This window comes from Bradyrhizobium sp. UNPA324 (genome assembly GCF_006658635.1).
GTDB classification, from domain to species: Bacteria; Pseudomonadota; Alphaproteobacteria; order Rhizobiales; family Xanthobacteraceae; genus Bradyrhizobium; species Bradyrhizobium nanningense.
Genome location: NZ_LFJD01000004.1, coordinates 3461074 through 3473223, shown reverse-complemented (window position 1 = coordinate 3473223; position 12150 = coordinate 3461074). Strand labels below are relative to the sequence as shown.

The 12150-nt window shown below is 64.7% G+C and carries 15 protein-coding genes; 10 read left to right on the top strand and 5 right to left on the bottom strand.

Annotation, left to right across the window (positions count from 1 at the left end):
- Genes UNPA324_RS16800 through UNPA324_RS16790 form a run of 3 tightly spaced genes read right to left on the bottom strand, consistent with a single transcriptional unit; the run spans window position 1 to window position 1223 of the window.
- The gene (locus tag UNPA324_RS16800) at window positions 1-414 is read right to left on the bottom strand and encodes a GFA family protein (RefSeq protein WP_128920881.1); all 414 of its coding nucleotides are present in this window, start codon (window positions 412-414) and stop codon (window positions 1-3) included.
- A gap of 12 nt (window positions 415-426) precedes the next feature.
- Complete coding sequence (locus tag UNPA324_RS16795; RefSeq protein WP_128920882.1) at window positions 427-891, bottom strand: SRPBCC family protein; 465 nt, start codon at window positions 889-891, stop codon at window positions 427-429.
- Complete coding sequence (locus UNPA324_RS16790) at window positions 888-1223, bottom strand: ArsR/SmtB family transcription factor (RefSeq protein ID WP_011088398.1); 336 nt, start codon at window positions 1221-1223, stop codon at window positions 888-890. Before UNPA324_RS16790 ends, UNPA324_RS16795 begins: the two co-directional genes overlap by 4 nt.
- 108 nt (window positions 1224-1331) lie before the next feature.
- Here UNPA324_RS16790 and UNPA324_RS16785 point away from each other — a divergent pair, with 108 nt between their 5' ends.
- The 10 genes from UNPA324_RS16785 to UNPA324_RS16740 all read left to right on the top strand — a co-directional run bounded on the left by UNPA324_RS16785 (window position 1332) and on the right by UNPA324_RS16740 (window position 10680).
- Window positions 1332-2018, top strand: coding sequence for a TetR/AcrR family transcriptional regulator (locus UNPA324_RS16785; protein WP_430641894.1), 687 nt, complete (start codon window positions 1332-1334; stop codon window positions 2016-2018).
- Entirely contained in the window at window positions 2015-2803 is a 789-nt protein-coding gene (locus UNPA324_RS16780) for an HlyD family secretion protein (RefSeq protein WP_128920883.1), read from the top strand. The genes UNPA324_RS16785 and UNPA324_RS16780 overlap by 4 nt, the downstream gene beginning before the upstream one ends.
- Window positions 2800-3729 (top strand): ABC transporter ATP-binding protein, encoded by a 930-nt coding sequence (locus UNPA324_RS16775; RefSeq protein ID WP_128920884.1) that lies wholly within the window; start codon window positions 2800-2802, stop codon window positions 3727-3729. Before UNPA324_RS16780 ends, UNPA324_RS16775 begins: the two co-directional genes overlap by 4 nt.
- On the top strand, window positions 3726-4889 hold the full coding sequence (locus UNPA324_RS16770) for an ABC transporter permease (RefSeq protein WP_128920885.1): 1164 nt from the start codon (window positions 3726-3728) through the stop codon (window positions 4887-4889). Before UNPA324_RS16775 ends, UNPA324_RS16770 begins: the two co-directional genes overlap by 4 nt.
- Before the next feature lie 30 nt (window positions 4890-4919).
- A complete protein-coding gene (locus UNPA324_RS16765; protein ID WP_128920886.1) occupies window positions 4920-6227 on the top strand; it encodes an adenylate/guanylate cyclase domain-containing protein in 1308 nt (435 codons plus the stop codon).
- A gap of 143 nt (window positions 6228-6370) precedes the next feature.
- Window positions 6371-6580, top strand: a complete 210-nt coding sequence (locus UNPA324_RS16760; protein ID WP_128920887.1) for a hypothetical protein — start codon at window positions 6371-6373, stop codon at window positions 6578-6580.
- A 125-nt stretch (window positions 6581-6705) separates the two neighbouring features.
- The gene (locus tag UNPA324_RS16755; RefSeq protein ID WP_141935173.1) at window positions 6706-7437 is read left to right on the top strand and encodes a GntR family transcriptional regulator; all 732 of its coding nucleotides are present in this window, start codon (window positions 6706-6708) and stop codon (window positions 7435-7437) included.
- 49 nt (window positions 7438-7486) lie between these two features.
- A complete protein-coding gene (locus UNPA324_RS16750; protein WP_128920889.1) occupies window positions 7487-8728 on the top strand; it encodes an MFS transporter in 1242 nt (413 codons plus the stop codon).
- 22 nt (window positions 8729-8750) lie between these two features.
- Window positions 8751-9644: an amidohydrolase family protein gene (locus UNPA324_RS16745; RefSeq protein WP_128920890.1), complete on the top strand. Its 894-nt coding sequence runs from the start codon at window positions 8751-8753 to the stop codon at window positions 9642-9644.
- Window positions 9645-9765: 121 nt separating this feature from the next.
- Window positions 9766-10680, top strand: a complete 915-nt coding sequence (locus UNPA324_RS16740; RefSeq protein WP_128920891.1) for a PhzF family phenazine biosynthesis protein — start codon at window positions 9766-9768, stop codon at window positions 10678-10680.
- A gap of 154 nt (window positions 10681-10834) precedes the next feature.
- On the opposite strand, the gene UNPA324_RS16735 is transcribed toward UNPA324_RS16740, so the two are convergent.
- Window positions 10835-11296, bottom strand: a complete 462-nt coding sequence (locus UNPA324_RS16735) for a DUF488 domain-containing protein (protein WP_128920892.1) — start codon at window positions 11294-11296, stop codon at window positions 10835-10837.
- An 8-nt stretch (window positions 11297-11304) separates the two neighbouring features.
- The gene (locus tag UNPA324_RS16730; RefSeq protein ID WP_128920893.1) at window positions 11305-12141 is read right to left on the bottom strand and encodes a DUF72 domain-containing protein; all 837 of its coding nucleotides are present in this window, start codon (window positions 12139-12141) and stop codon (window positions 11305-11307) included.
- Between the last annotated feature and the right edge of the window lie 9 nt (window positions 12142-12150).

Sequence of the window (12150 nt, the reverse complement as noted above, 5' to 3'; positions counted from 1 at the left end):
TCATCCAGGCGGCATGCCCGCGAACTTTGGCAGGCTGGGATCGAGATGATCCCAGCCGTGCCCGCGCGCGGCGTAGGTAACAACTTGCGGCTGGTAGCGCGCGGGCTCGTCGAGGCTTGCGGCGCGGATGGTGAAGATGTCGGGCATGGCCGCGAAGGTCATATACACGGCCACGCCGCATCGCGTGCAGAATCCGCGCGTCTTCACGTTGCCGCTGTCACCGACCATGTCCCAATGCTTCGCCTCGCCGGTGACCGTAACGCCGGCCCGCGCGAACGTCGCGTACGAGCCGTGGCCGCTGCCGCTCTCCCGCTGACAGTCCCGGCACTGACAATGATTGCTGAACAGCGGCTCACCCAGAATCGAATAGCGGATCGCGCCGCAGGCGCAGCCGCCGGTATGGGGCTTGTCCATCGCGATGCGTCCTTACTTCTCTTCGCCCGAGATGGCATCGAGCCGCTGCAGCACCTTGACCCAGCCGTCGCTCATGTTGCGATAAGCAGTATCGTTCTTTGGTGTCACGAAGCCCGAATGCACCACGCGCACGCGCGTGCCTGCCTCGACCGGCGTGAGGAACCAGGTGACGACCGTATCAAGCGCTGAACCGTAACCGGTATTGCTCTCGTCACCGCCCTTCCAGGCATAAGCAAAACGCTGGTTCGGCACGACTTCCAGAACGCGACAATGGATCGTGCCATCCCAGGCGCCGGCCGGATTGGTCTTGAACGTGAAGGTGTTGCCCTCGACGGCCTCGAAACCGGTCGGCGGCATCAGCCAGCGCGCAATCAATTGGGCGCTGGTCAGCGCCTTCCAGATCGTCGCGATGGCGTGAGGGAAGACCTCGTCGATGACGATGTCTTGAGTTTGGACTTTGGAAGCAACTGCACTCACGGATCGATCTCCTTCAACAGGTCACGCAGGTTCTGGAAACGCTCGCGCCAGAACACGCCGTAATGGTCCATCCAGGTGACCAGGGGCTCGAGCCCTTGCGGCGCGGCGCGGTAGTAGACGTTGCGGCCCTCGGCGCGCTCGGCGACAAGGCCGGCCTGCTTGAGGGACTTCAGGTGCTGTGAGATCGCGCCCTGGGTCACGCCGCTGCCCCGCGTCAGCTCGGCGACGCTGATCTCCTTGCTCTCGAACACGCGCTCGAACACCGCCCGGCGCGTCGGGTCGGCCAGAGCGCGCATCACGGTGGTGACGGGGTTTGGGGCGGCTTCAATCATCTCGTCTAATTAGTCGATGCTAATGCATTAGTCAATACTAATTTGGTGGCTGAATCCAGCTTGACTCATCACTTGACCATGACTGACTAGTCAGTCATAAATGTCCTCATGCCGAGGAAGTCCACCAAACTCTCCAGGCCGCCTGCAGGAAGCGGGGACCATGTGTCCGCGGCCCGCGGAGAGATGCCCGCCTCGAACCGCGCCACGCGCGCGCTGGAGCGGCGCGCGGCGATCGTGGAGGCGGCGATGGAGGAATTCATCGGCCGCGGCTTTGCCGCAACGCGGCTCGACGATATCGCCAAGCGCGCCGGTGTCGCCAAGGGCACGATCTATCTGCACTTCAAGGACAAGGAATCGATGTTCGAGGAGCTGGTGCGCATCGTGATCGTGCCGGTCGTGGCGCGGCTGACTGCGCTGCCGCCGCCGACGGGCTCAGTGCGCGACCTCATCGAGGCCTTTGCCGGCAACTTCCTCAAAGAGGTCATCGGCACCAGGCGCGGCGACCTGGTGCGGCTGATCGTGGCTGAGGGGCCGCGCTTTCCGGCCGTCGCCGACTTCTACTACCGCGAGGTCGTCTCGCGCGGCATCGCCGCCATGCGCGGGCTGATCGAGCTCGGCATCGCCCGCGGCGAGATCCGCCAGAAGGACCTCGCGCGCTATCCGCAGATACTGGTCGCGCCGGCGATGATCGCGGTGATCTGGCAGAGCTTATTTGCGCGGCACGCGCCGCTCGACGCGCAGGACATGCTGCGGGTCCATCTCGATTTGATTTTTGGCGAACGGAGGACGACATGAGGTCGTCGCAAGCAATTCTCGGTATTGCACTGGCTATCCTGCTCGCAACCTCGCTTGCCGGGTGCAACGAGAAGCGCGATCCGGGCTTTCAGGGCTGGGTCGAGGCCGACATGATCTTCGTCAGTCCGGACGAAGCGGGGCGGGTGACGAAGCTCAATGTCCGCGAGGGCGATGAAGTCAAGGTCGGCGAGGCCCTCTATTCCGTCGACGACGACCTTCAGCTTGCCGATCTGAACCAGCAAAAGGCGACGCTGGCGAACGCGCAGCAGACCTATGATCGCGCGGCCTCACTGAGCAAGACCGGCTCGGGCACGCAGGCCAATCTCGATTCCGCCGTCTCTGCGTTGCGTGTCGCGGAAGCGCGGGTGGCGACGTCGGAAACGCGGATGGCGCGGCGCAAGGGCTTTGCGCCCGTGGCAGGCACTATCCAGCAGATCTATTTCCGCGAGGGGGAGATGGTGGCGGCGCAGCGGCCGGTGCTGTCGATCATGCCGCCCGGCAACATGAAGGTGCGCTTCTTCGTGCCGGAAACGGCGCTGCCGAAGCTTGCGATCGGCGATACGGTGCGCGTCTCCTGCGACAATTGCGCGGCCGATCTCACCGCGAAGATCTATTTCATCGCGACCTCGGCCGAATACACCCCGCCCGTCATCTACAGCCTCGATGAGCGCAACAAGCTGGTCTATTTGATCCAGGCGCGGCCCTCGCGTCCCGACGCGCTGCGGGTCGGACAGCCGATCAACGTCTATCTCAATCCCAAGACTCCAGTGGCGGACAAGCGATGAACGGCGGCAACGGCATCGCGATCGACGTCAAGGGCCTGAGCAAATCGTTCGGCGGCCGCGAGGTCGTGCACGATCTGTCGATGCAGGTGAGGCGCGGTTCGATTTACGGCTTCCTCGGCCCCAACGGCTCGGGCAAGACCACGACCATCCGCATCCTCTGCGGGCTGCTCACGCCGGATAGCGGCGAGGGCACCTGCCTCGGCTACGACATCCGCCGCGATGCCGAGAAGATCAAGCGCCAGGTCGGCTATATGACCCAGCGCTTCAGCCTGTATCAGGATCTCTCCGTGCGCGAGAACCTCGAATTCGTCGCGCGGCTCTATGGTTTGGCCGATGCGCGCGGCGCCGCGCGCGACATGGTCAAGCGGCTCGGGCTCTCAGGGCGCGAGGGGCAGCTTGCGGGCGAGCTCTCCGGCGGCTGGAAACAGCGGCTGGCTCTCGGAGCCTGCACGCTGCCCAACCCACAACTGTTGCTGCTCGACGAGCCCACCGCCGGCGTCGACCCCAAGGCGCGGCGCGATTTCTGGAACGAGATCCACGCACTCGCCGCCGAGGGCCTCACCGTGCTGGTCTCGACCCATTACATGGACGAGGCCGAGCGGTGCCACGAGATCGCTTATATCGCCTACGGTCACCTGCTGGCGCGCGGGACCGTGGACGAGGTGATCGCGAAGTCCGCGCTGACGACCTACACCGTCACCGGCGAGTTGGGCGGGCTCGCGGCCGAGCTCGACGGCAAGCCCGGAGTGGACATGGTGGCCCCGTTCGGCACCTCGCTGCACGTCTCTGGCCGCGACGTTGCGGCGCTCGAAGCCAGCATCGCGCCGTGGCGTGAGACGAGTGGCCTGCACTGGCAGAAATCGCATCCATCGCTGGAAGATGTATTCATCGAATTGATGAACCGCTCCAGGGACAATTTCCAATGAGCACCATCCAAGCAACCGGCCCCGAGCGGGAAATCCGCGACCGCTTCGGCTTCTGGCGCCGCACCTATGCCATGATGGCGAAGGAGTTCATTCAGCTTCGGCGGGACCGCGTCTCGTTCGCGATGATCGTGGCGATCCCGGTGATGCAGCTTCTGCTGTTCGGCTATGCCATCAACACCACGCCGCACCATCTGCCGAGCGCGGTGCTAATTCAGGAGGAATCTGATCTCGCCCGCTCGGTCCTGAAAGCGTTGGAGAATACCGCCTATTTCCGCTTCGTCTACGAAGTGCACGACGTGGACGATTTCGACAACCTGCTCAAGTCCGGCAAGGTGCTGTTCGGCGTCGAGATCCCGCGCGGCTTCGAACGGGCGGTGCGGCGTGGCGACAAGCCGGCGCTGCTGGTCGCAGCCGACGCCACCGATCCGGTCGCCGCAAGCTCCGCACTCGGCTCGCTCGGGATGCTCGTGCAGACCGCTCTCCAGCACGATCTCTATATCGGCGATGCGCCGGCGCTGCCGTTCGAGATCCGGGCTCATGCCCGCTATAATCCGGCTGCGGAGTCACGCCTCAACATCGTGCCGGGACTGGTCGGCACCATCCTTACCATGACCATGTTGATCTTCACGGCACTATCGGTGACGCGCGAGATTGAACGCGGCACCATGGAAAGCCTGTTGTCGATGCCGATCAAGCCGGTCGAGGTCATGCTCGGCAAGATCATTCCCTACATCCTGGTGGGCTTCATTCAAGCCTTCCTGATCGTCAATATCGGAGTGTTCCTGTTCGGCGTGCCCGTGCTCGGCAATCTGCTCCTGTTGGCGACACTCTCGACCCTCTTTATCGCCGCAAATCTCGCGATTGGTTACACGTTCTCCACCATTGCGCAGAACCAGCTGCAGGCGATACAGATGTCGTTCATGTTCTTTCTGCCGAGCATCCTGCTGTCCGGCTTCATGTTCCCGTTCGCAGGGATGCCGGCCTGGGCGCAATATGTCGGTGAATGCCTGCCGCTGACCCATTATCTGCGCATCGTCCGCGCCATCATGCTGAAGGGCGCGACCATGCAGAATGTGCGCTTCGACACGTTGGCGCTGGCGGCCCTGATGCTGCTCGCCATGACCATCGCCGTGACGCGCTTCCGCCGCACGCTGGATTGAGGCACAATGCCGCCGGAATCGAGGGGCGGCATGGTCAGGTTTGCGAGCAGGAGGACACGGCAGCATGCCGTGCTATCGGAGGATTTCGAGCGCGAGCTGACGCGGGAGGTGCTGCGCACCGAGCTGCTCCGGGTGCGGGCGCTGATCGCGACGGGCTGCGTCATGATGTTGCTGCTCACCGCACTCTATTTGGTCGACCCCAGTGTGGTGAACCGGGTGTGGCGCGGAACGGAGGGGCTTGTCGAAGTCTACGGCCTTCTCGGCGGCTTTATTCTCTTCGAGGTCTGGGTTCACACCCAGATCAGGAAGAACCTCCGGCTCGATCGCGACCTGCCGGTGATCCGGCGCTATATCGGCACGCTGATCGAGACCTCGCTGCCCACGGTGATCCTGGTCCTGCAGACCCGGACCATGGGCGCAAGCCAGGCCCTCGGCTTCGCGGTGCCGCTGATGTACTTCATCTTCGTCATCCTTTCGACCCTGCGGCTCGACTTCTGGCTCTCTGCCTTCACGGGTTTCGTGGCCGCAGCCGGGCTTCTGTCCGTCGCGCTGCACTACAACGCGGCCGACGAGGCTGGCGACCCGCTGATCTATTTCCACGCCGTGCGCAGCGTCGTCATCCTGATCTGTGGCGTGCTGGCGGGTGCCGTCGGCGCTCAGCTGCGCCGCCAGTTTGCCGCGAGCATTGCGGCGGCGACCGCGCGCGACCGGGTGACGAACCTGTTCGGTCAGCACGTCTCTCCGCAAGTTGTGGAGCAGTTGATGGCGGCGGGCACCAGCGGAGGCGGTGACGTCCGCCGCGTCGCGGTGATGTTCGTCGATTTCCGCGGCTTCACCGCCGGTGCGCAGTCGCGCACCCCGCAGGAGGTGGTCGACCGCCTCGACGGCGCCTTTGCGGTGCTGGTGGACATTCTCGACCGTCACGGCGGCATTGTGAACAAGTTCCTCGGCGATGGCTTTCTCGCCCTGTTCGGCGCGCCGCTGGAGGCCTCCGACGCGGCGCAGCGTGCCGTTGCCGCAGGCCGCGAGATGCTGAGCGCGATGGACCGCATCAACGCGCAGACGAGCTGGCCGCTGCGCATCGGTATCGGCATTCATTTCGGCGAGGTCGTCGCCGGCAATATCGGCTCGCCCCGGCGCAAGGAATATACGGTTATCGGCGACACCGTGAACCTGGCCTCGCGGCTGGAGGCGTTGAACAAGGAGTTCGGCTCGCAGCTGCTGATTTCGGCGACCGTGCGCGAGGCTTTGGGTGACGACGGCGGCGATGCGGTCGCGCTCGGCGAGGTCGAGGTGCGCGGCTACGAGCAGAAGGTTCCGGTGTTTCAGCTGGGGTAGCGCGCCTTCACATGTGAGTCGCGCTTCCTTGAAGCGGGTCGCGCTGGCTTGAAGACGCGTGATGAAATATCCCCGGTAGCTTTCGGGTCCTGCACTGTGGAAGCCGAAATGTCTCGGCTTTCACTTGTCACCGGAGAAAACCAATGACCCGACTGACCCTTGTTGCGGCCGCACTGATCGCCGCAGCTGCCGCCCAGACCCAGGCCGCAACGGTGCGCCACGCTGCCCCGCCGCGCGCTGCGTTTACTCAGGCGGCGACCGACTCCTGCGTCAGGGCTCCGGCGGAAGGCGCGTATGCCTCTGCGCCGTACACGCAGCCGCCGTGCCAGCCGAACACGATGACGATGCACTGACGACGGCAGGCGACCAGGCCGGGCTGGCGACATCCGCCAGCCCGGTTCGTGATGTCGATGGATTGGGCCCGGCGGTATCAACGTAGCGCTTGACTCATTCTTCATCTAATCATCTATATGACTATATGAATTCATCGCCTCTCGACGACCGCCTGCCGCGCTACCAGCGCCTGCGCGACGATCTCGCCGCGCGGATCAATCGCAGCGAATGGCGGCCGGGTGAACCGATCCCGTCGGAAGCCGAGCTTGGCGCCCATTACGGCGTCGCCATTGGCACGGTGCGCAAGGCGATTGATCAGCTCGTCGCGGATGCCGTGCTGGAACGGCAGCAGGGCCGCGGTACTTTCGTGCGCCGTGCGCGCTTCAACTCCTCGCTGTTCCGTTTCTTCCGCTTCCAGTCCGAAACTGGCGAGCGGCGCGTGCCCAAGAGTCGCATCATCAGGCGCAAGAGCGTGCCGGCCAATTCGGCCGTCGCGTCCGCGTTGCGCATTCCCGTGGGCGAGCCCGTGATCAGCCTGTCGCGCCTGCGCCTGATCGACGATGTGCCGCTGCTCGCCGAAGAGATCTGGCTCCAGCAATCGCGCTTCGCGCCGATCCTTACGCTCGACACCGCCGAATTCGGCGATCTCCTGTATCCGCTCTACGAGGAGCGTTGCGGCGAGGTGGTGGTCACGGCCGAGGAAATCCTCACCGTTGAGACCGCCAACGAGATGCAGGCGCGCCTGCTCAGGCTCGAGGCCCACGCGCCGCTGATCGTGATCGAACGCCTCGCGCTCGATCTCGAGCGCCGGCCGATCGAATGGCGCAGATCGCGCGGACCGGCCGACCGCTTCCGCTACCACGCCGAAATCCGGTGACGCGGCCTTTCAACGACATCAAGCAATAACGAGTACAGGGGTAGGAAACATGTCGAACTGGTACAGCGAGAGCTCGCCGCTGGAGCGGCGCACGTTCTGGGCAAGTTTTGGTGGCTGGGCGCTGGATGCGCTCGACGTTCAGATGTTCGGCCTTGCCATCCCCGCGCTGATCGCGGCCTTCGGCATCAGCAAGGCCGATGCCGGCCTGCTTGGCTCGATCACGCTGTTCTTCGGCGCGTTCGGCGGCTGGTTCGGCGGTGCGCTCGGCGATCGCTTCGGCCGCGTCAAGGCACTCCAGATCACCGTCGGCACCTTTGCGCTCGCGACCTTCGCCTGCGCGTTCGCGATGACCTACACCCAGCTCCTGGTCCTGAAGGCGATCCAGGGCCTCGGTTTCGGTGCCGAATGGGCCTGCGGTGCGGTGCTGATGGCCGAGATCATCCGGCCCGAACATCGCGGCAAGGCACTGGGCTCGGTGCAGAGTGCCTGGGCCGTCGGCTGGGGCGCCGCGGTGCTGCTCTCGGCGCTGGTCTTCACCTATGCGCCGGCCGACATCGGCTGGCGGCTCTTGTTCGCGCTCGGGCTGTTGCCCGCGCTCCTCATCATCTTCATCCGCCGCGGATTGAAGGAGCCGCCGCGTGCGCTAGCCGCCGAGAAGACGCCGTTCTTTGCTACGCTCTCCGGCATCTTCCATCGGGACGTGCTGCGCTCGACCCTGATCGGCGGTCTGTTCGGCATCGGCGCTCACGGCGGTTATGCCGCGCTCACGACCTTCCTGCCGACCTATTTGCGGGAGGTGCGGCATTTGTCGGTGCTCGGCTCCAGCGGCTATCTCGCCGTCATCATCATCGCGTTCTTCTGTGGCTGCGTCACCAGCGGCATCATCAGCGATCGCATCGGGCGGAGAGCCAACGTCGCGTTGTTCGCCAGCGCCTGCATCGTCACCGTGCTGATCTATATCTTCGCGCCGCTGACGAACGGGCAGATGCTGGTGCTCGGCTTCCCCCTCGGCTTCTTCTCCGCCGGCATCCCTGCCAGCATGGCGGCGCTGTTCAGCGAGCTTTATCCTGCCGGCGTGCGCGGCACCGGCGTCGGCTTCTGCTACAATTTCGGTCGCATCGTCTCCGCCGCGTTTCCCTTCCTTGTCGGCTTTCTCAGTGACCGTATCGGGCTCGGGCCCGCGATTGGCATCGACGCGGCCTTTGCCTATTCGCTGGTCCTGATCGCGGTGCTGCTGCTGCCGGAAACGCGCGGCAAGGTGTTCGAACAAGCCGCCGCGACGCGCGCCTGACGCAGGATGGGGAGTCATCACCATGATATCCGCTCGGAACGGTCTGACGCGCCGCCAATTTGCCGTGGGTCTCGCATCGCTGGTGATGGCGGGCGCGACCACAGCCAGGAGTGAGGCGGCCTTGCCGACGATCGATACTCACGCTCACGTCTTCCACCGCGGCCTCGAACTCGCGCCGGGCCGACGCTACGCGCCCGACTACGACGCGCCGTCGGCGCTCTATCTAGAGCAGCTCGATCGCAACGGCATGACCAATGGCGTACTGGTGCAGCCGAGCTTTCTCGGCACCGACAATTCCTATCTGGTCGCGTGCCTGAAACAGGCGAGCGGCCGCCTGCGCGGCATCGCCGTGGTCGATCCGGGGGTAGCCGCGGACGATCTGCGCGCACTCGATCGCGCCGGCGTGACAGGCATTCGCCTCAATCTCGTGGGTCAGCCCTTGCCCGATCTCGCTGCCGGCGAATGGAAGGCGCTTCTGGGACGCGTGAAAGACATGGCCTGGCAGGTCGAGGTCCAGCGCAACGCGTCCGATCTTGCCACGCTCGCGCCGCAGCTGCTCGATCGCGGTGTCACCGTCGTGCTCGATCACTACGCGCTGCCCGATCCAAAGCTCGGTGTTGCCGATCCCGGTTTCCAGTCCCTGCTGAAGCTAGGGGCGACGAGAAACGTCTGGGTCAAGATATCGGCGCCTTATCGCAACGGTACGGCCGGCGAGGAGTTTGCGAAGCAGGCCTATCCGCTGCTGCGCGACGCGTACGGCCTCGATCGCCTGTTGTGGGGCAGCGACTGGCCGCACACGCAGTTCGAGGCGACGCAGAGCTACGCGAAGAACCGCCAGTTTCTCGATACGCTGATCGTCGATCAAGCTGAGCGCGCGCAAGTGCTGGCATCGCCGTATCGGCTCTTCCGCTTCTGACTCTCCCTTTTGCAATTGCTCCGATTGCTCCGAATTTTGGGGCATGACGAGCGATGTCGCCGGCCTGTAGACTGAAGGCGATGCGGCCGGTTGCGGCCGCGACTTGCATGGGGAAGTGACGATGCAGCGCCGCTACATCACCGTCGACGTGTTCACCGACCGCGCCTTCGGCGGCAACCAGCTTGCCGTGGTGCTCGACGCCGGAGGGCTCACGACGGCGCAGATGCAGGCGATCGCCACCGAGTTCAACTATTCCGAGACCACCTTCGTGCTGCCACCGCGCGACAAGGCCAATGATGCGGAGGTGCGCATCTTCACGCCGGTGCAGGAGATTGCCTTTGCGGGCCACCCCAATGTCGGCACTGCCTTTGTGCTCGCCTCGATGGCGAAGGAGCCGAAGCTGCGTCTGCTGTTCGAGGAGAAGGCCGGGCTCGTGCCGGTCGACATCGTGAGAGAGCAGGGCCGGGTGATCAGAACCGAGCTCACCGCGCCGCAGCCGCTGGAGCGGCTCTCACGGCTGTCGGCTGCCGAAGCCGCGAGCTGCATCTCGCTCGTTGCAGACGACATCAAGACGGACAATCACGAGCCGCAGATTGTCACCGTCGGAAACGCGTTTCTGGTGATGGAGCTGCATTCGCGCGGGGCGCTGAAGCGCGCGCGGCCGAATGCGGCAGCCTACGGCGAGGTCTTGCCGCGCGACGGCGCCCGCTCGGTGTGGTTCTATACGCGCGATGTGCCTGCGACGGAAGCGCCCTGCGATCGGCAGGCGCGCATGTTCATGCGTGGCGCGAGCGGTCTCGTCGAGGATCCCGCCACGGGCAGCGCCACGGTCGCCGCGGCCGCGCTGTTCGCCGATCTTGATGCCGCGCGCGATGGCGAGTTGAAGCTGACCGTCGGCCAGGGCTTTGACATGGGCCGGCCGAGCATCCTCTTCACGCGCGTGCGCAAGCAGGACGGCAAGATCGTCTCCGCCCATGTCGGCGGACAATGCGTGCAGATGATGGAGGGGACATTTAGGCTCGCGGGAGAGGGGTAGGTGTTCTTTCCCGTCATCCTGAGGTGCGAGCTCTTGCGAGCCTCGAAGGATGCACGGCCGAGGTGCAACCTTGGGTCACGCCGTCGTCCTTCGAGGCCTCCGCTTCGCTCCGGCACCTCGGGATGACGGCTACGGCTCACGCCGATGTTCTTGGCTACACCTGCCGCCCCGCCAGATTCCTCACCGTCACCCCATCGCGCTCCTCGATGATCTCCGCGATCATCTGGCGGTGGCAATGGGTATGGTCGCGCTCGTAGCAGAGCAGGCACACCGGGCCTGCCTTCTTCACCAGCGCCGAGAGCTCGTCCATTGCTTCCCTGGCTTCGGGCGCCTTCAGGTGCTTTGAAAAGATCTTCTCGAGCACGTCGTACTGTCCGCTGCGTGCGGCGAGGCGGCCTTCCTTCGGGGTGCCGAGCGCGGCGAGGTGGACATAGGCGATGCCGCGTTCGTCGAGCCCCGCCGCAAGCTGCTTCTTGGAAAAGCCCGGGCGGCGCGACGACGTCACCGCGCGCACGTCGACCACGAGCTTGACGCCGGCCTCTTCCAATTCGTCCAGCACGGCCTTGGGCGGCGTCTGCTCGTAGCCGATGGTGAACAGCTCTTTCGCCTTTGCCATGGACCCCCTCAGCTTACCCGCGCGATCAGTTCCATGGCGCCGGCCGGTGCTCGCACCTTGCCCTCGTGGATGACGTAGGCGAACACGTCGCGCGGCGCCTTCTTCGGCTTGGCCTTGTCAACTTTCGGCAGGTCGTCCGGTTCGCCGCCCGAGGCCCAGGCCTGCAAGCGCTCGGCCCAGGCATCGAGCTGCTTCGGCGGGTAGCAGGTCTTGATCTCGTCATTGCCCTTCTGAAGCCGGGCATAGACGAAATCGCCGGCGACGTCGGCGATGGCAGGGTATTTGCCGTGCTCGGCGAACACGACAGGCGTTTCGAACTCGCGGATCAGCGCCACGAAATCCGGCGTGCAGAAACTGTCGTGGCGGACTTCGACGACGTGGCGCAGTGCGCGTCCCTCGATCTTGCGCGGCAACAGCTCCAGGAACTTGCCGAAATCGGCGCCGTCGAATTTCTTAGTCGGCGCGAACTGCCACAGCGCCGGCCCAAGATGGTCGCCGAGTTCCAGCACGCCGGAATCATAGAACCGCTTGATGGAATCGCCTGCTTCCGCCAGCACGCGGCGGTTGGTGGCAAAGCGCGGTCCCTTCACCGAGAATACGAAGCCGTCGGGCACCTCGCTCGCCCATTTGCGAAAGCTCTCCGGCTTCTGCGAGCCGTAATAGGTGCCGTTGATCTCGATCGAGGTCAGCTTCGAGGCCGCGTAGGACAGTTCCTTCGCCTGCGCCAGCTTCTCCGGATAGAACACGCCGCGCCACGGCTCGAAGGTCCAGCCGCCGATGCCGATGAAGATGTTGCCATTTTTTTTGGACGCGGTTTTTGCTTTGGCCACGGGAGGATCTCGCATCGACGAGGA